Raw genomic sequence first — 19,764 nt, forward strand, 5'->3', positions numbered from 1 at the left:
GAGGGCCGGCCCCGCGGGGCCGGCCCTCAGCTGTTCCACCACTCAGGCCGGTTCAGGCCGCGCGGCTGGCCGCGCCGTCCATGGATGCCTCAGCGATCACCTCGTAGATCTCCTCGTCAGGACCCGCCCCCGCGGCCCGCGCCGCCTCCGCGTCCCGCAGGCGCAGCAGGCTCACACAGCCGTCCTTGCGGCGGTCGGAGGCGATGACCGAGCCGGAGACGAAGCCCTCACGGCGGGCCACGGCGTCGAGCCGTGCCACCAGCGGCGCCTCGTCGCCCGGCTCATGGGAGGTCACCACGCAGTACTGCCCGACCCCGTCGCCGACCGCCCCCGCCTCCGCTGCCGCATCCGCCTCCGTAACGCGGGCCGAGGCCAGCACCGGGCCGTGGTCGTTGTCCAGGTCGGCGAGTTCCATCAGCCCGGCGGCGGTGAGCAGGAGAAAGTCCGGGACCATGACGGCGGCCTTGTAGGCCGAGTTGTCCCGCCACTCGGTGACGATGACATGCCGGTCGGAGTGGTCGGGCGACCGCAACAGCGAGGTGTGCAGAAAACCGTGTTGGGTCGTCATGTATTCGCGGTAGCCGTCGAACGCCTCCTCGAATGCCTCCGTGTCCTGCTTGTGCCTGTCCGTCAGCACAAAGCGCGCGACCACCGTCACAGGGGCGGGGCCGTGCTTCTTCTCCGGCATGACATAACCCTTTCTTCCAAGCCGTCCGAGATACGGATCGACGGATTGCCGTACGCGATGCGGTGGAGGATCTTGCGGTAGAGCGGGGTGTGCCGCAGCACCCGCGCGAGCCGGGGGCGCACCCGGGTCGCAAAGGGGCCCTGCGAGAGCATCGCCTTGCTCTGCAGGGCCTGCAGCCGCATGACGGCCGCGATATCGGGGCTCCGGCGCTCCTCGAAGGCCGCGAGGCGCGCCGCGCCGGTGTCGCCCGCGGCCAGCGCGCCGGCCAGGACCGGGTGCAGCACCACGGCGTCCTGGACGGCGAGGTTGATGCCCTGGGCGCCGATCGGGCTGTGGGTGTGGGCGGCGTCGCCGATCAGCACGAGTCCGTCGTCGGCCCAGCGCTCGGCCCGCGACGAGAACACGTCCAGCAGGCTGAGGTCGCCCTGCGAGCGGACCTGTTCGCGGATGAGGTGGGCGTACGGCGGCACGGCACGGCAGAGTTCGTCCCTGACGTGGTCCAGGCCCCGTCCGGCGATATCCCGATAGCCCTTGTGCGGCAGGGTCCAGCCGACCTGGATGCGGTCGGGCCAGGAGGCGTAGACGAGTACGGGGCTGCCGCCGGCGCGGAACACCCGCACATCGCGGACGGGCGGCTCAACACGGTCGTTCCTGCCCTGGTTCTCGCTCCGGCTTTCGCTCTCCTTGAGCTTGAACCACAGCACGTCGTGGTCGAACGCCTCCGTGCGCCCCGCCCCGATGCCCGCCAGCCGCCGGATCCGCGAATAACGGCCGTCTGCGCCGACGACCACCCGGGCCCGTACGGTGCACGGGCCCACCGGCCCGGCGGCCGTGACGCCGGCGACGCGGCCCTCCCGGCGGACAAGACCGCCGACCCGCCGCCCGTCCAGCCAGCGAAAACCGGTGAAGCGGTGGCAGTGCGCGAGCAGTTCGTCCAGCACATGCGCCTGCGGGATGCTCAGCAGGTGGTCGTACGGGGCGGGCAGCAGCCGGTAGTCGGCCTCCAGCAGCACACGGTCCCCCTCGACCAGGCGGAACCGATCGTGCTCGTGTCCGCCGCGCGCCCGGGCCCCGGCCAGTACGCCGAGGTCGTCCAGCAGCGCCATCGCGCCGGGCTGCAGGATCTCGCCGCGGAACTCCCGGTGGTGCGTACGGGAGCGCTCCACCACCGTCACCCGCGCCCCGGAGCGCAGCATCAGCAGCGCCAGGACCAGCCCGGCCGGGCCGCCGCCGACCACGCACACATCGGTGTCGAACTCCTCCTCGGCCACCTGCGCTCCCTTCTGCCGCGCCGCGGGTGCGCTCACGCGCGCAGCCCCAGACCGCCGTCCGCGGTGATCACCTGGCCCTGGATCCAGCCCGCCTCCGCCGTGCACAGCAGGGCCACCACATCGGCGACATCGGCCGGCGTGGTCAGCCGGCCGCCCGGGGTGCGCGCGGCCAGCGCCGCGGCGGTCGCCGGGTCGGGGGTGTCAGGCCCCTTGTCGAGCTTGGCGGTGGCGACCGCGTTGACCGCGATCCGGCGGCCCGCCAGCTCCACGGCGAGATAACCCACCAGGCTCTCCAGCGCCGCCTTGGCGATACCGGGGCCGACGTAGCGCGGCACGGCCCGGTGGGCCCCGCTGCTGGACACCGCGACGATCCGCCCGGGCCCGCCCGCCATCAGGCCGGCGATCGCGGAGGCGCCGTGCAGCAGCGGGTCCAGGGCGGCCGAGAGGTCGGCCCGTACGCCGTCGGGGCGCGCCCCGACGGCGGGCATCGGGTGCCAGGACGCGACGCTGTGCACGAAGATGTCCAGCCGACCGTACCGCTCGCGCACCTCCGCCAGCAGCGCGTGCAGCTGCTCGGGGCTGGTCACATCCGCACGCCGGGCGATCGCGCTGCCCTTGAGCCCCGACAGGTCGCGGAGCGCGCGTTCGGCGTCCGCCTCGCTGTGCGCGTAGTCGAGGATCACCTGGGCGCCCGCGGCGGCCAGCTTGCGGGCCACCGCGAACCCGACGCCGCGCGTCGCCCCCGTCACCAGCGCGACCTTGCCGTCCAGCCCCAGCGTGGCCGGTTCACCACCGGGCTCCGCAAGCTCGGTCTCCGCCGGCTCAACCTCCGCTGGCTCGGCATCTGCGGGCCTGGTCGCCTCAGCCGACACGATCCGCCGCTTTCTCCACCGCGGCCTGCGCGGCGAGGTGCACGGCGCACTCGGCCGTGCCGAAGGCAGGGGCGTCGGCGCGGGCCGCCCGCCACGCCTCCGCGTCCGACCACCAGGTGACGAAGGTGTAGTTGCCGGGCCGCGTCAGCGACCGGCTGAAGTCGGCGTGCAGAAAGCCCGGCCGCGCCGTCAGGGCACGGGCGTACTCCCGGTAGGAGTCGTCGAACGCGTCGAGGCTGGGCCCCTCCACGCCGAGCCGTTCGACGACGATCACCGGCGCGCCCTCCGTGACATCGCCGCCCGTACGCAGCACATTGCGGGACGGGTCGGCATCCACCTCCACCACTTCGTGGAACTCCTTGGCGTGGGCCTGGAACACCGCGCTGCCCCGCACCCGCTGGAAGGACTCGGGCGAGCGCCAGCGGCCGAGGTTGATGTACACCCCGGGCCGCTCCACCAGCCGCACCGCCTGGTGCGAGTCAAAGCCCTCCTGGGCGCGCATCCACGCCACATGGTCGAGAAAACGCCGCTCGAACTCATCGGCCCGGCCGTGGTCCTTGAGCGTGAAGGTGTTGATGACGGTGAACAGACCGGTCGGGTGGTCCACGGTACGGCCTTCCTGGGTTCGGACAGTGGCGTGGTCATAGGCCTGGCCAGGGGCGTGGTCAGGGGTTCGCGACTGGAGGCGTGCGATGAGGTCGTCGCGGAGGGCGCGGCGCTGCACCTTCCCGTTCGCGTTGCGCGGGATGGCGTCCACCGCCTCGATGTGGTGAAGCCGCTGGTAGTACGGGAGCTGATCGGCCACGGCCGCCGCGATGGCGGCCAGGCGGGTGTCGTCCAGGCCGGTCACACGCGGCTGAAGCACCACCAGCGCGGCGGCGAGCGCGCCCCGCGCGGCGTCCGGCAGGCCGAAGACCACGGCCTCGCGGACCAGTTCATGGCCGAGCAGCACCTGCTCGATCTCCGTCGGCGCGACGAGGAAGTTGTCGCATTTGAAGGTGTCCCCGAGCCGGTCGACCAGGAACAGCCGCCCCTCCCCGTCGATCCGCCCGACGTCGCCGGTGGAGAACCAGCCGCCGTCCTCCAGGCCGGTGCCGTCCGGGCCGCCGAGGTAGCCCTTCATCACCTGCGGGCCGCGCACCTGCACCTCTCCCGCCTCGCCGGGCGCGAGCACCGTACGGCGCTCGACGTCCACGACCCGGCACTCGGTGCCCGCCACCGGGCGGCCCACCGAGCCGGGCACCGGACGGCCGGGGTCGTCGCTGTGGGTCAGCGGGGAGGTCTCGGCGAGCCCGTACCCCTGGAACACCGGCACCCCGAACCGCTCGGCCAGCCGCGCCGCGTCCCGCACCGGAAGCGCCGACCCGCCGGACGCGATCTGCCGCACGGTCGCGAGCCGCAACCCGTCCAGGGCGCGGGCGGGGGCGGCGGCGAGCCGGGCGAGGCGGACCGGAAGGCTGTAGAAGTGCGTGGCGGAGTGGCGGTCGGCGGCCTCGACCGCGTCGATCGGGTCGGGCGCGGCGCACAGCACCTGTGTGGCGCCCGCGAACAGGGCCGAGTTGAGATGCATGGGGTGGTAGGTGGGCAGGTGGTTGAGGGCGACCGAGCCATGGCCGAGGCGGTGTGCCTCGGCGATCTGCGCGGCGTTGACGACCAGGTTGCGATGGGTGAGCCGGACGGCCTTGGGCAGCCCCGTCGTCCCGCTGGTGAACTGGACGCACACCACGTCGTCCGGGCTCACCGCGCCAGGCGGCCCGACGAGCGTCCGTCTCTCCAGCACGTCGTCGAGACGCGGTACGTCCCCGTAGGCCCCGGGCGCGACCGGGCCGATCAGCACCACCTCCCGTAGCGCGGGCAGCCGGTGGCGCACCGGAGCGAGCCGTGCGTACAGCCCGGCGTCCACCAGCGCCAGCCGCGCCTCGCTCAGCGACAGGGTGTGCAGCAGGGCTTCCTCGCGCAGCAGCGGATTGACCACCGCCACCACGTTTCCGCTGCGCGCGGCCGCGTAATAGGCCACGGCGAAGTCCGGGTGCAGCACGGAGGCGACCGCCACCGTCGCGCGCTCCCGCCCCGGCAGCAGCCGGCGCAGGGCGTACGCGGCGCGCGACACCCGCAGATCGAGGCCCGCGAAGTCCAGCGCCGCCGGTCCGCGGTCCAGTTCCGCCGACCCGCGGTCCGGGGTGGCCCCGTCCCACACCAGCGCGTTCCGCGCGGGGTGGGCGCGGGCCGCCTCGGCCGACAGCCCGTCGAGCCGTTCGGTCCCGCCGACGGCCCCGGCCCCGCCGCTCGCCTCACCCACGAGCGGCCGCCGCCTCCGCGAACGCCCGCGCGTGGCGCAGCGTCGTGGTGCTGTTGGTGCTCAGCGCGCGCTGTACGTACGTCCGGGCGTCGGCGACGGTCTTGTCCGGGCCGAGCACCCGCTCCACCGCCCCCGGGTTGAGGATCACGGTGTGCCGGGAGGTGACGGCCGACCCGTCGCCCGCCGGGGTGATCGTCCAGCTTCCGGTGTGCGCGGTCATCAGCACGGGCACGGTGGTCTGCTTGTAGACGATGCGGTCCGCCCCGAAGCAGACCCGTACGGACTCGGTGGTGTGCACCGAGCCGTCGGCGGTACGGGTGTCCATCGCCATCACCTGCACCCGCGGCTCGGCCACACCAGCCGTGTCGTCGGCCGGGTCCTCCTTGAGGTCGAGCCGGGACACATGCGGCAGCCGCTCGGGCCACAGATCGGCGCGGTACAGATAGTCGTAGACCAGCGCGGCATCACCCGATGTGAACACCGTGTCCTCGAAGGAGAACTCCAACTCGCCTAATTCCTCGCCGAGTTCGGCGAGCTTCTTCACCGCGGCCAGCTCGGATTCGCTGTTGCGGTCCACCGCCGCGGTGATCCAGCGGACACCCGACGGGTCGTCGTCGACCGCGCGGAAGTCATGGCGCAGCTCCAGCCGGGACACGTTCTCCCCATGGGCGGTGACGATCCACTCGCCGCCCATGGCCGCCACCGGCGGCGCGGACACCTCCTGCCGGAAGGTGACGCGCAGCCCGTCCGGGTCCAGCTCGCGGCGCGATGTCCAGTTCTTCACCACGCCGCCCGCGGTGGCCCAGATCCGGATCCGCTCACCGCCGGGCGTCTGCTCCAGGGGTTCGACGTGCACATTGGGGGCGAAGCGCTGGGGCCAGTCGGCCACGTCGGCGATGATGCCGTACACGGTGCGGGCCGGCGCCAGCACCGTGATGGCGTGTGTGGTGAGGTATGTCTCGGTGGTGGTCACGGCACCCGCTCTCGTCAGTAATTCCCCAGCCCGCCGCAGACGTTGAGCGCCTGGGCGGTGATGGACGCGGCGGTGTCGGTGACCAGATAGCCGACCAGGCCCGCCACCTCCTGTGGTGTGGAGTAGCGGCCGAGCGGGATCTTGGCCTGGAAGCGTTCGAGGATGGCCTGCTCGGTGGTGTCGTACACCGCCGCGTACCCCTGGCGGACGCGCTCGGCCATCGGCGTCTCGACATACCCGGGGCAGACCGCGTTGACCGTGATGCCGGTCTTGGCCAGCTCCAGGCCGACCGCCTTGGTGAAGCCGACCACGCCGTGCTTGGAGGCCGAGTACGGGGCGCCGAGCACCACCCCCTGCTTGCCTCCGGTGGACGCGATGTTGACGATCCGGCCCCAGCCGCGCTCCCGCATCCCGCCCTCGGCCAGCACCTCGCGCGTGGTGAGGAAGACGCTGTTGAGGTTGGTGTCGATCACGTCGTACCACAGCTCGTCGGCCAGCCCGACGGTCTCGCCGCCGCCGCTGCGCCCGGCGTTGTTGACCAGGACGTCGATCCGGCCGTACCGCCCGGTCACGGCCGCCACCAGATCGCGCACGTCCTTCCGCTTGCTCACATCGGCGGGGGCGCCGTCGACCTCGTGGCCCACGGCCCGTAACTCCTTGACGGTCATCTCCAGGGACTCGGCGGTCCGCGCGCAGATGAAGACCGCGAAGTCCGCCGCCGCCAGGCCCCGCGCCACCGCGAGACCGATTCCGCTCGTGCCTCCCGTGACCAGCGCCACCCGCCGCTCATCGCTCGCCATGCGCGTCGTCCTCCCCGGGCTCCTTGGATGCGTTGTCTGCTCCGAAGAGTGACCGTGGGCTCTCGATCCTCGATCGCACGGCGGTCGAGCGGGCCGTTCGACCGCCCGTCAAGGGGCGTACGAGGGCTCGCGGCGACGCTGCCGCACGACACACAGGACGCGAGAGAGGGACCGACCGCCATGACCGTCGCGGCACACCCCGCCAGCGCACCAGCCGACCCCACCGGACCAGCCCTGCAAGCCGGACCCGCCGGGCCCGCCGAGCTGTACGCGGAGATCCAGCAGTTCTACGCCCGCCAGATGCAGCTGCTCGACGACGGCGAGGCCGAGGCCTGGGCGGAGACCTTCGCCGAGGACGGCGTCTTCGCCGCCAACGCCCACCCCGAGCCGTTCACCGGCCGCGCGGCCATCGCCGCCGGCGCCCGCCAGGCCACCGACGACTTCGTCGCGCGGGGCATCAGGCGCCGCCACTGGCTGGGCATGCTCTCGCTCGAACCCAAGGACGAGCACACCGTCTTCGTCCGCTCGTACGCCCAGGTCCTGGAGACCCCGCGCGCCGGGCAGGCCGTGCTGCGGGCGTCCACCACCTGCGCGGACCTGCTGGTGCGGCGCGACGGCCGCTGGCTGGTGCTCGACCGCCGGATCCACCGCGACGACCTGGACTGATCAGGTGCGGGTGCTGTTCGCCACATGGGCCGAGCCGGGCCATCTGTTCAGCCTGGTGCCGCTGGCCTGGGCCTGCCGGGCCGCCGGGCACGACGTACGGCTCGCCGCCCCGCCCTCATGCATGGCCTCGGCGGCGCGCGCCGGGCTGACCGGGGTGCCCGTCGGCCGGGACGTGGCCGTGGAGCAGATCAGGAACCGCGCGGACCTCGCGCCCTGGCGCAGCCCCGGCCGCTGGCCGGAGGGCTGGGCGTCGCGGCCCGGTCTGCTGGACGACGCACAGCACGCGGTGCTCCGCGCGCTGGCCGACAAGCAGTTCGCGGTCGCGGACGCGATGGCCGACGACCTCCTCGCCCTCGCCCGCCACTGGCGGCCCGACGTGGTCGTCCATGACGCGCTGTGCTTCGCGGGCACGGTCGCCGCCGCCGCGCTCGGCGTCCCCGCGTACGGGCACGGCTGGGGCACGGCCACCATCATGCGCGTGGAGAACCACGAGCTGGGCGCCCGCCCGCTGCCGGGCTACCCGCGCCTCTTCGAGCGCCACGGCGTGCCCCCGCGCTCCGGCCCCAGCGCCTGGTTCGACCCCTTCCCGCGCGCGCTGCGCCTCCCCGATCCGGCGCCGCGCCCCCGGCTCGATATGGCTTACGTCCCGTACAACGGCCCGGGGGACGTGGCGCGCTGGGTGCTGGAGGAGCGCGCCCGGCCGCGGGTGTGCATCACGGCGGGGGTCTCCGGACACAAGGTCCGCCCCGGTGCCCTGCCCCCCTTGCTGGCGCAGACCGCCGACGCGCTGGCCGGCCGGGGGTTGGAGGTGGTGCTGGCGATCAGCGCCGACCAGGCGCGGACGCTCACCGCGGCCCCGGAGAAGGCGCGCGTCGCCGTGGGCCTCCCGATGTCCGAGCTACTGCCCACCTGCGCGGCCGTGGTCCACCACGGCGGCTCGGGCACCGGCCTCACGGCGGCCGCGGCCGGAACCCCGCAGCTGGTGCTGCCCCAGGTCCCGGTCACCGCCGAGATCGGCGAACGTCTCCACCGCCATGGCGCCGGACTCATCCTGCCGCCCGAGCGCCAGTCCGACCCCGTCGCCGTCAGCGAAGCGGTCGAGGCCCTGGTGGACGACCCCCGCCACGCCCGCGCCGCCGCCCGCCTCCGTACGGACATGCTGCGCATGCCGAGCCCCGCCGACCGGGTCACCGCCCTGGAACAGGCTTTATAGGGCTCAGCCGCGGGGGCTGGCGTGGAGGTCGAGGCCGCTCGTCCCGGCCGCCTCCACGCCCGGCAGCAGCCGCATGTCGCGGCCGTAGTCGCCGCCGTTGAGAGTACGGAACGGGACCGGCTCGTCCTTGAAGAGCCGGTCGAGCCGCTGCCCGTACTCCCGCTTCACCGCCTCGAACCGCTCCTCGGACACGTCCAGCGAGCTGTACAGCGCGAACGGTTCGAGCGGCGCCATGCCGGTGAACCAGAACAGGCCGTGCTGCAGCGGGAAGAGGACGTCCGACAGCTGCCCGTGGATGCCCCGGTCCGCGAACGCCGACTCCCGGGCGCCGACCGTCACCGACAGCAGCGCCCGCCGACCCGCAAGGGCGCCCTCGCTGTACGGCGGGGGGACGGCCGGGCCGTGGGCGAACTCGAAGGTGAACACCCGGTCGATCCAGCCCTTCAGGATCGCGGGCACCGAGAACCACCACATCGGGAACTGCAGGATCACCGCGTCCGACCAGCGCACCTTCTCCTGCTCCGCCGCGATGTCCGGCGACAGCCGCCCCGCCAGCGTGGCCTCCCCCGATGCCGTCAGCACATCAAGACGCCGGTCCCCGGCGTGGTCGGGGAAGTCGTCGGCGTCCACCGCCGCCTTCCACTTCATCGCGTAGAGGTCGGACACCCGCACCTCATGCCCCGCCGCGCGCAGTTCCTCGGCCGCGAAGGAGGTCAGGGAGGCGTTGAGGGAACGGAGTTCGGGGTGGGCGCTGACGATCAGGATCTTCTTCCGCAGCTGCGGCGTGGCTTCGCTCATGGCACCACGTTCTCCCGGGCGCGGCGCCTTAGCCAGAACCCTGTGTGACCGGCGGAACGCCAATCCTGGTATTGCGAGGACCACCCATACTGGAAGGCATGGACAGCAACGGCATCGACCGCATCGACGGCGTCGGGGACACCCGGCGGGCGCTCGGCGGCTTTCTGCGCGCCCGCCGTGGGCGCGTCGCGCCGGAGCACGTCGGAATCGCCGGCGGCGGGCGCCGACGGGTGCGCGGGCTGCGCCGCGAGGAGCTGGCCCAGCTCGCCGGGATCAGTGTGGACTATTACGTCCGCCTCGAACAGGGCCGCGCCACCCAGCCCTCCCCCGAAGTGCTCGACGCGCTCGCCAGAGCCCTCGGCCTCGACGCGGCGGAGCGCAAGCACCTGGCCACCCTGACCGGCACGCGGGGCGGGCCGCCGCCCGAGGCCCGGGTCAGCCCCCTGCTGCGGCAGATCCTCGACGCCATGGCCCCCGTCCCGGCCTACGTCACCAACCACCGCCTCGACGTGCTCGCCTGGAACGATCTCGGCGGCGAGCTGATCGGCGGCCTGGCCGACCCGGGCCGCCGCGACCACAACCAGGCCAGGTACTTCTTCCTCGACCCCGCCTCCCGGACCGTCTTTCCCGAATGGGAGGACCGGGCGGCGGAGAGCGTGGGCCAGCTGCGGGTCTCCGCGGGCCGGTACCCCGACGACGCGGAACTGGCCACGCTCATCACCGACCTGTCCACGCACAGTGCCGACTTCCGGCGCGTCTGGGCCACCGGCGAGGTCGTGATGTGCGGGGCGGGGCGCAAGCGGTTGCGCCACCCCGAGGCCGGGCTGCTCACCCTGGACTACGAGACGCTGCACGTGCCAGCCACGCCCGGCGAGACGGGTCTGGTGATGCATGTCTTCGGCGCCGAGGAAGGCAGCCGGGAGGCCGCCGCCCTCGCCCGCCTGGCGACGGCCGTAGGACGTGAGGTACCGGCAACCACTTAGGCCCGCCCTCAGGCCGCGCGGGAACCGGCGACCCGCGATACGCCGATGCGCGGCCCGGCCAACTCCTCCAGCTCGCCGACCACTTCGGCGGGGGCCGGCATGGCGGCCATCTCCTCCCGCACCCGGCCCGCCGCCGCCTCGTACGACCGGTCGTCCAGCAGCTCGCGGAGCGCCGTACGGATCGCCTCGGGGTCCCGCTGCTCACCGGGGTCGAGCGACCGGCCGGCGCCGCAGGCCGCGATCCGTTCGGCGTAGACACCGAGGCTGGGCAGCGGTGGTGCCAGAACGAGCTGGGGCAGGCCGTAGTGCAGGGCCGTCAGCCCGGTCCCGGATCCGCCGTGGTGGACCAGGGCCGTACAGCGCCTCAGGAGCTGCGACAGCGGGGTGGGCTCGATCACCCGTACGTTGGCCGGCAGCGCTCCGAGCTCCTCGGCGCGCGCCCGGGACAAAGTGAACACGCCCCGTACGCCCTCCAGCCCCTCGAACGCGGCGGCCGTCGCCGCCAGGGTGGCCATGCCCGACCGCTCGATCGTCTGGGCGCTGAACGATACGCATATCGTCCGCTGCTCCGGCGCGCGCAGCGGCCCCCAGGAGGGGTAGCTGCCGGGGCCGTTGTACGGCACGTGGCGCACCGGCCTGGCCGGGGCCGCCCGGGGGTGCCGCAGCGTCGGCGGGCAGGGGTCGAGCAGCAGATCGGGGTCGGGCAGCAGGCCCCCGGGGATGCCCGCCCGCTCGCAGACGGACCGCAGCGCGGCGCGGGCGGGGCCGCGGGCCAGCGTGGTCAGGACGTCGCTGCCCCAGCGGTGGACGACGGACGGTACGCCCAGCGCTCCCGCGACGATCGGCCCGCAGAACTCGACCGGATCGGACAGCACGAGGTGGGGCCGCCATTCGCGGGCGAACCTCAGATACCCGTCGAGCACCCGGCCGACCCGGGCCCGCCAGCGGACCGCGAGCGCTTCCCAGTCGGGTTCCCACACCGCCGCGGGCTCCCCGCCCGTGGGCCGCCGGGCCGGAGCCGGGGGCGGGGCGTCGGCGGGCAGCGGCTGGGCCTCGATGGCGAGGGTGTGCAGCCCGGCGGCGCGCGCCGCCTCCACGGCCCCGGGTTCCCCGGCGCACATCACCTCATGGCCCGCGCCGGCGAGCGCCCAGGCGAGGGGGACGAGTGGCTGAAGATGACTGCTGACGGGGGTGACGACCATGAGTACGCGCATGGCACGCTCCCTAGGCCTGGGCCGGGCGGGTGCGCGCCTCGGTCAGGCCCGCGTTGACGAACTGCAGCAGCAGCCGGGGCGTGGCGGCCTCGGCGACCGTGTCGTCGGCCAGCAGCACCCCGTATTCGCGCTCGATACGGCCCACCGTCTGCAGGACCGCGAGGGAGTCGTAGTTGAGGTCGGTGAAGGGGGTGTCCAGCACGTCTCCGTCGAGGTCGACGGTCTCGTCCTCGCCGGCGCATTCACGCAGCAGGGTGGTCAGCTCGGCCAGCGTCATCTGGGTCATCTGTGTCATCTCGTGATGCCTCTCTCTTGGGATGGTGAACAGCGGGGGCCGCGCTCAGCGGGGTCGGGCTCGGCGAGGTCGGGGGCTCGGTGAGGTCGCGCTCGGTGAGGTCGCGCTCAGTGGGATTGGGCACCGACGACCACGGCCGCCGCGTTGAAGCCGCCGCGGCCACGGGCCAGCACCAGGGCGGCGTGTACGGGGCAGGGCCGCGGCTCGGCGCTCACCAGGTCGAGTTCCAGACCCTCGGCAAGCCGGGTGACGTTCACGGTCGGCGGGATCAGCGCATCGCGGATCGCCAGCAGGGCGGCGGCGAGGTCAAGGGCGGCCCCTCCCGCGTACAGCCGCCCCGTCATGGTCTTGGGCGCGGTGACCGGCACCCGCCGGGGCCCGAAGACGGCGGTGATGGCCTCCGCCTCGGCCCGGTCCAGGTCGGGTACGCCGGAGGCGTCGGCGAAGACGACGTCGATGTCGTGGGGGGCGAGGCGGGCGTCGGCGAGGGCGAGCTCAACGGCGCGGCGCAGCCCGAGGACGCCGCTGAGGTGCTGCTCACTCCCGGGCTTGGCGTCGAAGGTGGCGGCGTAACCGGCCAGTTCGCCGTATACGCGGGCGCCGCGGGCGCGGGCCGCCGCGGCCTCCTCCAGGATCAGGATCGCCCCGCCCTCACCCGGCACATAGCCACGGGCCGCGGCGTCGAAGGGCAGATAGGCGCGCGTGGGGTCGTCGGCGAGGCTGAGCCGGCCGCCCGCGAGCTGCGCCGTCCAGCCCCATGGGCAGACCGCCCCGTCCACGCCGCCGGTGACGATGAGCCTGCTGCCGCCGCGCAGCCGCCTGCGGGCCTGGGCCACCGCGTCGAGGCCGCCCGCCTGCTCGGTGACGAGAACGCCGCTGGGCCCGCGCAGCCCGTGCCGGATGGAGATCTGGCCGGTGTTGACGGCGTAGAACCAGGCGAAGGACTGATACGCGCTGACGTACTGCCCGCCCTTGCTCCACAGCGCCTCCAGCTCGCGCTGGCCGAACTCGAAGCCGCCGGCCGAGCTGGCGGTGACCACCCCGGCGGCGTACTCGGGGAGCTGGGCGGGGTCGGTGTCCGCGTCGTCGAGGGCCTCCTGGGCGGCGGCCAGGGCGAGCCGGGTCATGTGGTCGGTCTGCGGGAGCAGACGGTTCGGGATGTGTTCGGCGGCGTCGAAGCCGGGCACCTCGCCCGCGAGCCGGGCCGGGTAGCGGGCGGCGTCGAAGCGGCTGACCGGGCGGATGCCGCTCTCGCCGTTCAGGGTGGCCTTCCACCACACCGGGGTCGACAGGCCGTTGGGCGCGGCGACGCCGATGCCGGTGAACACGGCGACGGCGCTCACCACGTACTCCTCTCGGCCCCGTGCGAGCCCGTCCGGGCCCCGTCCGTCCGGGCCAGCACCATCGCGCTCTGGAAACCGCCGAACCCGCTCCCCACGCTCAGCACCGTGTCGACCCGCTGCTCGCGGGCGACCAGCGGGGTGTAGTCGAGGTCGCATTCGGGGTCGGGCTCGTGGAGGTTGGCGGTGGGCGGTACGACACCATGCTCAATGGCCAGGGCGCTGGCGGCGATCTCCAGGGAGCCGATGGCGCCCAGCGAGTGACCGACCATCGACTTGATCGAGCTGATCGGCGTGGCCCGGGCGTGCTCGCCGAGGGCGCGTTTGAAGGCGGCGGTCTCGTGGCGGTCGTTCTGCTTGGTGCCGGAGCCATGGGCGTTGATGTAGTCGACAGCCGTCACCGGCAGCCGGGCCTCGTCGAGGGCGACGCGGATGGCCTCGGCCATCTCCCTGCCGTCGGGGCGCAGCCCGGTCATGTGGTACGCGTTGCAGCGGGACGCGAAGCCGACGATCTCCGCATAGACATGGGCGCCCCGGCGGTGCGCCAGGGACAGCTCCTCGAGGACGAAGAGCGCGGAACCCTCGCCCAGGACAAAGCCGTTGCGGGTGCGGTCGAAGGGGCGCGAGGCGTGTTCGGGGTCGTCGTTGCGCGGCGAGGTGGCCTTGATGGCGTCGAAGCAGGCGACGGTGATCGGGGAGATGGGCGCATCGGTGGCCCCCGCGACCATGATGTCCGCGCTGCCCTCCCGGATGAGTTCGACGGCGTGGCCGACCGCGTCCAGGCCCGAGGTGCAGCCGGTGGAGACCACGGACGCCGGTCCCTGGGCGCCCACGGCCCAGGCGACCTCGGCGGCGAAGGAGCTGGGCACGAAGTGGTCGAAGAGGTGCGGCACCGCGTAGGTGTAGTCGACGTGCCACTTCGCACCGCCGTCGCTGACCACCCGGTACTCGGTGTCCAGGCTGGTGGTGGCGCCGACCGCGCTGCCGACGGTGACACCCACGCGGTACGGGTCGGGCCCGGAGGCGTCGAGGCCGCTGTCGGACACCGCCTCCCGGGCCGCGACCACCGCGAACTGCGCGGCGCGGTCCATCCGGCGTACCTCTTGCGGGGTCAGGCCCTCGTGGTGCGGGTCGAAGTCGGCCTCGGCGGCGATCCGGGAGCGGAAGCGGGTGGCGTCGAAGAGGGAGATGGCGCGGGTGGCGGTGCGGCCCTCGGTCAGCAGCGACCAGAACTCCTTGGTCCCCACGCCGCCCGGGGCCACCACGCCTATGCCGGTGATCGCCACCCGACGCCTCCCCCGTGGATCGATAACGCGCTGATGCATCACGTCGGTTCGACCTCCCTGCTCGGTACCGTGCGTGCGACGGTGCCGCCGCGTCACAGTGCCGCCCGGCTCTCAACCCGCGCTCGACTCGGGACGGAGCCCCCGCACGGTGGCGGGAGGCGCGCCACGACGGCGGCTGGCGGGCCACGACCACGGCTGGCGGGCCGTCACTCGTCGAGCAGCGCCACGGCCCGCGTCCAGCCCGCGCCCGCGCCCGCGATCTTCACGGGGAAGCAGGCGACCCGGAACCCGGTGGACGGCAGCGTTTCCAGCCGCGCCAGGCGCTCGATCTGGCAGTACTCGCGACGGCGGCCCGCGAAGTGGGCGGGCCACAGCACCGACTGGTCGCCGGTGGCGTGGTAGCGGCGGATCATGTCGCAGAACGGGGCGTCGAGGCTGAACGCGTCGGTGCCGATGACACGGACACCGAGGTCGAGCAGATAGTCGGTGGCGGGCCCGTCGAGGCCGGTGAATTCCGTGAAGTAGCGGGATGTGCCGACCCACCGGGAGGCGCCGGTATGCAGCAGGACGATGTCCAGCGGCTGCGGTCGGCAGCCGATGCGGGCCAGCTCCTTCTCGATATGCGGCACACCGACGGTGCGGGTTTCCGGATCCGCGTCGGTGATGTCCAGGACGTGGGCCGGGCGCAGAAACCAGTCGAGGGGCATCTGGTCGATGGTGCGGGGCACTCCGTACGTGCCGGTGGAGCCGTAGTGCGCGGGGGCGTCGACATGGGTGCCGGTGTGGCTGGTCAGGGTGAGCGTGTCCAGGGAGAGCAGTTCCTGGCCCGGCAGTTCGGACGGGTCGAACTCGATGCCGAAGTGTTCGCGCATCTCCTCGCTCATATGGTGGGCCGCCTCGGCCGGCGTCATGATCTCGTGGACCAGCGGGTCCGGCTCCCAGCCCGAGGCGTCCACCGGTGTCGACAGGTCGATGATGCGCAATGCGGCCCCCTACGGCTGGTGTCGGGCGAGGTCGTCCGCCGGACGGTGCCAGGAGCCTCTGGAATACGGCTGGAACGACAGGAACGGCAGGGCGGCAGGGCGGCAGGGCGGCAGGACGGCAGGACCAACTGAAGCGCCCGGAAACGTACGCGGACAGCACTACGGCTCCGCTCGCCCGCGCGGGGGGTGTCGGGGAGCGGAGCCGTAGCCGACCCGGCAAGAAGGGCGGCGCCGGGCGTTCAGGGGAGGTGCGATCGGATGGTGAACCGGCGGGGACCTACGCGGCGAACAGGTCGAGCACCGGGCGGCGCCACTGCCCGCCCGGCTCCAGATCGAGCGCGGGGTCCGAGGCGAGCACCGCCTGCTGCAGCTTCTGCAGCCGCGGGGAGGGTTCGAGCCCCAGGTCCTCGACGAGCCGACCGCGCAGCCCCTGGTACACCTCCAGCGCCTGCCACGGGCGGCCGGACCGGTACAGGGCGGCCATGCACTGGGCGTGCAGCCCTTCGTGGAGCGGATGTCGGGCCGTCAGTTCCGTGAGTTCGGTGAGGAGTTCGGCGTGACGGCCCAGGCGCAGATCGGCCTCGATCCGACGCTCCAGGACCCCAAGACGGCTCTCCTCCAGCCGGGCCAGCTCGATCTCCAGGATCGGTCCGACCCGCACGTCCACGAGAGCGGGACCGCGCCACACCGCCAGCGCCTCGCGGAACAGAAACGAGGCCTCGACGTCGTCGCCGACGTCCAGCGCGTCCCGCCCGGCGGCCACCAGCCGGTCGTACTCGTGGATGTCCACCGCGCCCGGCTGGGCCTCCAGCACATATCCGCCGTACCGCGTAGCCAGCACGCTCTTCGATGCCTCGGGCGCCTGCGGCCCGTACGCCGCGGCCAGTCTCCGCCGGAGCTGAAGGATGTACGTCTGGAGCGTGGTCAACGCGCTGCGCGGCATCTGCGCGCCCCAGATTTCCTCCATAAGGGTGGGCACCGGGAGCATCTGGTTGGCGTACACGGAAAGCAGTGCGAGGATCTGCCGTGGCTTGCCCGCGCTGGGCACGATCGACTGACCGCAGGCCTCGACGCTCAGCGGCCCCAACACCTTGATTTCCATGGTCCTGTCACACCTCCGTCAGACGGTCCACCAGGTGCCTCTTTGGCCGCGCGGCCCTGCCATTGAGGCACATATGAGCCTCGCGTGCGGGTGGTGGACACGGCCAGTGCCGGACTCCCGAACCGTGCATGAGTCCTGTGAGGCGGAGGTCATGACAAGTTCACACCCTGGTTATGAGGAAAGCACTGGCAAGCCGTGGATCCGTCATCGCAGACTCCTTGCCAGGACCGCCTCTCACCCCGAGGAGAGCCCACAATGACCGACACATCCCCCCTCCCCGCGAGCCCTTCGCCCCTGTGCGCCGCGGGCCCCGGCCCCACCGACCTGGGCGTCGACGACCTGGTCATCGAGGACCTCTCCGCCGAGCCATGGCCCGCCCCCACCCCGGGCATCTGCATCTGCACCATCAGCGTCGGCTGATGGGCACATTGGGCTTCTCCCCGCACCTACGCGTCGAGCGGGTGCCGGGCGAGGCCGTCTATCTCGTCTCGGAGCGCGGCGTCACGGCGCTGCACGGCCAGACCGCCGAGACGCTTGCCCCGCTGCTCGACGGCTCCAGGGACCTGGAGCACATCCTCGCCGAGGCCGGCGTGCGCACCGGTCCCGCCGATGTACGCACCGATCCCGCCGCTGCCGCGGCGCTGGTCACCCGCGTCATCGCCCGGCTGTGCGAGGCGGGTCTTGTGTGCGAGCGCGGACGCTATCCGCGCCCCGAAGACGCGTACTGGGGGCTGGCCGGCGTGACCGCCGCCCCCGCCCCGCCCCCGGTCGCCCTCCCGATGACGCCCTGCGCCGGGGCCCTGCGGTCCGCCGTCGTGGCCCCTGTGGCCCTCGGCTGCACCGAGCTGGACGAGGCCGTCCAGGCGCTGCGGGCGGCGGGCATCCGCGCCGTGGCGGGAGACGAGATCGGGGCGGGGGCCGGGGACGGGCACGGGGCATGTCAAATCGACAAGCGTCAACACGGCGACGCGTATCTCACTCTTGTGGTCTGTGACGACTACCTCGATCCACGCCTCGCCGCGCTCGACGCCGAGCACCGGGCGTCCGGCCGCCGCTGGTTGCCGGTCAAGCCGGTCGGCACGACGGCGTGGATCGGCCCGTTCCTCGGCGCCCAGGACGACCCGTGCTGGTCCTGTCTGGCCGACCGGCTGTGGCGGCGACGGCAGGCCGAGGCGCACCTCCAGCACCGACTCGGCCGTCAGGGCCCGGTGCCGCGTCCGCCCGCGTCGCTGGCCGCCAGCCGGGCCGCCGCCCTGCAACTGGCCGCGTTGGAGGCGGCCACCTGGCTGGCCGGGCACCGCCACCCGGGGCAGCGCGCGCTGTGCACCCTGGACACCCTCACCTCCGCCCTGGAGCACCACGCGGTCAGCCGCCGCCCGCAGTGCCCCGCCTGCGGCGATCCGCGGTTGGTCGCGGCGCGGATACGGGCGCCCCTGGCCCTGGTCACGCGCGACGACGACGCCCCGTGGCAGATCGCCGACAGCCCACCGCGGCGGATCATGGAGACGTACGGGCATCTGGTCAGCCCCGTGACCGGGCTGGTGAGCGAGATCCGCCGAGACCCGCGCGGGCCCGCCTTCCTCAACTGCTTCCACGCCACACACCCCGCGTACGCCACCGTCGACCTCACCGCCAGACCCGCCGGCCCCACCAGCCCTGTCGGCCTCGTCGGCCCCGCGGTGCCCCCCGGGCTCGACACCGTACGGGCCGGGCTGCGCACCGCGGCCCATGGCAAGGGCATGACGTCCGAGCAGGGTCAGGCGAGCGCGCTGTGCGAGGCGTTGGAGCACTACAGCGGCCACTTCCAGGGGGACGAGCCGCGGCAGCGCGCCCGCTACCGCGATCTGGACCCCGAGGACGCCGTGCATCCGAACGCGGTGCAGCTCTTCGACCCACGGCAGTTCCGCGACCGGCGCACATCCGCCGCACGCCACCGGGTCTGCGATCCGTTCGACGAGCGGGCGGAGCTGGACTGGACCCCGGTGTGGTCGATCACCGCGCAGCGGCACCGGCTGCTGCCGACCGCCCTGCTGTACTACGGCACGCCTCAGCCGGCCGGGCGGCGCTACTGCCGGGCCGACTCCAACGGGGCCGCCGCCGGGGGCAGTCTGGCCGATGCGGTGCTGCGCGGCTTCCTGGAGCTGGTGGAGCGGGACGCGGTCGCGCTGTGGTGGTACAACCGCACCCGTCAGCCGGCGCTCGACCTCGACGCCCAGGACGATCCGTGGATCGCCGAACTGCGGCGCGTCCACACCGAACTGCGCCGCGAGGTGTGGGCGCTCGACCTCACCTCCGACCTCGGCATCCCCGTGGTGGCCGCCGTCTCCCGCCGCACCGACAAGTCCGCCGAGGACATCACCCTGGGCTTCGGCGCCCACTTCGACCGGCACACCGCACTGCGTCACGCCCTGGCCGAGCTCAACCAGATGCTGCCCCCCGTGGTCGAGGCCCGCGCCGACGGCGACGGGTACGGGGTGACGGCCGACCCGGAGGCGCTGTGCTGGTTCCGCACCGCGACCATCGCCAACCAGCCGTATCTGGCCCCGTCAGGGGTCGCGGCGGAGGACGCGGGCATATCCGGTTCCCTGTCCGGTTCCGGTCCACACGGCATCGACGCCCTTGACCTCCTCGGCCTCCTCGACCTCATAGCCGAGTTGGTCCGCGGGCACGGCATGGAGCTGCTCGTCCTGGACCAGACGCGGCCGGACGTCGGACTGCCCGTGGCGAAGGTGCTGATGCCCGGGCTGCGTCCGCACTGGGCCCGCTTCGCTCCCGGCCGGCTCTTCCAAGTGCCGGTGGCCCTGGGGCGGCTGGCCGAACCCACCCCCTACCACCGCCTCAACCCTGTCCCTCTTTTTCTGTAATCCCTTGTGATTGACTGTGAGCACTGGTAACCCTCTGTGTAATGTCAGCGTCCTACGCCACCTCTCCACGACCGGAAAAGTTCGGATACTCTCGGGCAAGTTACCCAACCCGGCCCG

At 73.2% G+C, this 19,764-nt stretch carries 18 protein-coding genes; 5 read left to right on the forward strand and 13 right to left on the reverse strand.

Annotation, left to right across the window (positions count from 1 at the left end; translation table 11 throughout):
• Positions 1–52: 52 nt before the first annotated feature.
• Genes ACFV2X_RS04500 through ACFV2X_RS04525 form a run of 6 tightly spaced genes read right to left on the reverse strand, consistent with a single transcriptional unit; the run spans position 53 to position 6,903 of the window.
• Positions 53–688 (reverse strand): antibiotic biosynthesis monooxygenase family protein, encoded by a 636-nt coding sequence (locus ACFV2X_RS04500; RefSeq protein WP_385611282.1) that lies wholly within the window; start codon positions 686–688, stop codon positions 53–55.
• The gene (locus ACFV2X_RS04505; RefSeq protein ID WP_385611284.1) at positions 655–1,995 is read right to left on the reverse strand and encodes an FAD-dependent monooxygenase; all 1,341 of its coding nucleotides are present in this window, start codon (positions 1,993–1,995) and stop codon (positions 655–657) included. The genes ACFV2X_RS04500 and ACFV2X_RS04505 overlap by 34 nt, the downstream gene beginning before the upstream one ends.
• Positions 1,992–2,831 carry an SDR family oxidoreductase gene (locus ACFV2X_RS04510; protein ID WP_385611286.1) on the reverse strand — a complete coding sequence of 280 codons (840 nt, stop codon included), beginning with the start codon at positions 2,829–2,831 and terminating at the stop codon, positions 1,992–1,994. The genes ACFV2X_RS04505 and ACFV2X_RS04510 overlap by 4 nt, the downstream gene beginning before the upstream one ends.
• A complete protein-coding gene (locus tag ACFV2X_RS04515) occupies positions 2,821–5,130 on the reverse strand; it encodes an AMP-binding protein (RefSeq protein WP_385611288.1) in 2,310 nt (769 codons plus the stop codon). Before ACFV2X_RS04515 ends, ACFV2X_RS04510 begins: the two co-directional genes overlap by 11 nt.
• On the reverse strand, positions 5,123–6,103 hold the full coding sequence (locus ACFV2X_RS04520) for an aromatase/cyclase (RefSeq protein WP_385611290.1): 981 nt from the start codon (positions 6,101–6,103) through the stop codon (positions 5,123–5,125). Before ACFV2X_RS04520 ends, ACFV2X_RS04515 begins: the two co-directional genes overlap by 8 nt.
• 14 nt (positions 6,104–6,117) lie before the next feature.
• Positions 6,118–6,903, reverse strand: a complete 786-nt coding sequence (locus ACFV2X_RS04525; RefSeq protein WP_385611291.1) for an SDR family NAD(P)-dependent oxidoreductase — start codon at positions 6,901–6,903, stop codon at positions 6,118–6,120.
• Between the two features lie 180 nt (positions 6,904–7,083).
• Between ACFV2X_RS04525 and ACFV2X_RS04530 the strand changes: the two genes are divergently transcribed.
• Both ACFV2X_RS04530 and ACFV2X_RS04535 read left to right on the forward strand, forming a co-directional pair.
• A complete protein-coding gene (locus tag ACFV2X_RS04530; RefSeq protein WP_385611293.1) occupies positions 7,084–7,569 on the forward strand; it encodes a nuclear transport factor 2 family protein in 486 nt (161 codons plus the stop codon).
• A 4-nt stretch (positions 7,570–7,573) separates the two neighbouring features.
• A complete protein-coding gene (locus ACFV2X_RS04535) occupies positions 7,574–8,782 on the forward strand; it encodes a nucleotide disphospho-sugar-binding domain-containing protein (protein WP_385611296.1) in 1,209 nt (402 codons plus the stop codon).
• Positions 8,783–8,785: 3 nt separating this feature from the next.
• Here the strand turns inward: ACFV2X_RS04535 and ACFV2X_RS04540 are convergent, their stop codons facing one another.
• Positions 8,786–9,580, reverse strand: a complete 795-nt coding sequence (locus tag ACFV2X_RS04540; RefSeq protein WP_385611298.1) for an NAD(P)H-dependent oxidoreductase — start codon at positions 9,578–9,580, stop codon at positions 8,786–8,788.
• A 98-nt stretch (positions 9,581–9,678) separates the two neighbouring features.
• Here ACFV2X_RS04540 and ACFV2X_RS04545 point away from each other — a divergent pair, with 98 nt between their 5' ends.
• Positions 9,679–10,563 carry a helix-turn-helix domain-containing protein gene (locus ACFV2X_RS04545; protein ID WP_385611301.1) on the forward strand — a complete coding sequence of 295 codons (885 nt, stop codon included), beginning with the start codon at positions 9,679–9,681 and terminating at the stop codon, positions 10,561–10,563.
• A gap of 8 nt (positions 10,564–10,571) precedes the next feature.
• Here the strand turns inward: ACFV2X_RS04545 and ACFV2X_RS04550 are convergent, their stop codons facing one another.
• From ACFV2X_RS04550 to ACFV2X_RS04575, 6 genes are all read right to left on the reverse strand, one after another.
• Positions 10,572–11,777, reverse strand: a complete 1,206-nt coding sequence (locus ACFV2X_RS04550) for a nucleotide disphospho-sugar-binding domain-containing protein (protein WP_385611304.1) — start codon at positions 11,775–11,777, stop codon at positions 10,572–10,574.
• A 10-nt stretch (positions 11,778–11,787) separates the two neighbouring features.
• Positions 11,788–12,063 carry an acyl carrier protein gene (locus ACFV2X_RS04555; RefSeq protein ID WP_218830954.1) on the reverse strand — a complete coding sequence of 92 codons (276 nt, stop codon included), beginning with the start codon at positions 12,061–12,063 and terminating at the stop codon, positions 11,788–11,790.
• Between the two features lie 116 nt (positions 12,064–12,179).
• Positions 12,180–13,415 (reverse strand): ketosynthase chain-length factor, encoded by a 1,236-nt coding sequence (locus tag ACFV2X_RS04560; RefSeq protein WP_385611307.1) that lies wholly within the window; start codon positions 13,413–13,415, stop codon positions 12,180–12,182.
• Complete coding sequence (locus ACFV2X_RS04565) at positions 13,412–14,737, reverse strand: beta-ketoacyl-[acyl-carrier-protein] synthase family protein (RefSeq protein ID WP_385611310.1); 1,326 nt, start codon at positions 14,735–14,737, stop codon at positions 13,412–13,414. The genes ACFV2X_RS04560 and ACFV2X_RS04565 overlap by 4 nt, the downstream gene beginning before the upstream one ends.
• Positions 14,738–14,904: 167 nt before the next feature.
• Positions 14,905–15,681, reverse strand: a complete 777-nt coding sequence (locus ACFV2X_RS04570; protein ID WP_385611313.1) for a cyclase family protein — start codon at positions 15,679–15,681, stop codon at positions 14,905–14,907.
• Between the two features lie 277 nt (positions 15,682–15,958).
• Entirely contained in the window at positions 15,959–16,783 is an 825-nt protein-coding gene (locus ACFV2X_RS04575) for a BTAD domain-containing putative transcriptional regulator (protein ID WP_385611315.1), read from the reverse strand.
• Positions 16,784–17,038: 255 nt separating this feature from the next.
• On the opposite strand from ACFV2X_RS04575, the gene ACFV2X_RS04580 reads away from it, so the two are divergent.
• Both ACFV2X_RS04580 and ACFV2X_RS04585 read left to right on the forward strand, forming a co-directional pair.
• The gene (locus ACFV2X_RS04580) at positions 17,039–17,203 is read left to right on the forward strand and encodes a hypothetical protein (protein WP_385611317.1); all 165 of its coding nucleotides are present in this window, start codon (positions 17,039–17,041) and stop codon (positions 17,201–17,203) included.
• Positions 17,203–19,647, forward strand: coding sequence for a TOMM precursor leader peptide-binding protein (locus tag ACFV2X_RS04585; RefSeq protein WP_385611319.1), 2,445 nt, complete (start codon positions 17,203–17,205; stop codon positions 19,645–19,647). Before ACFV2X_RS04580 ends, ACFV2X_RS04585 begins: the two co-directional genes overlap by 1 nt.
• Positions 19,648–19,764: the final 117 nt, after the last annotated feature.

It is taken from the genome of Streptomyces sp. NPDC059679, assembly GCF_042734105.1.
GTDB lineage: Bacteria > Actinomycetota > Actinomycetes > Streptomycetales > Streptomycetaceae > Streptomyces.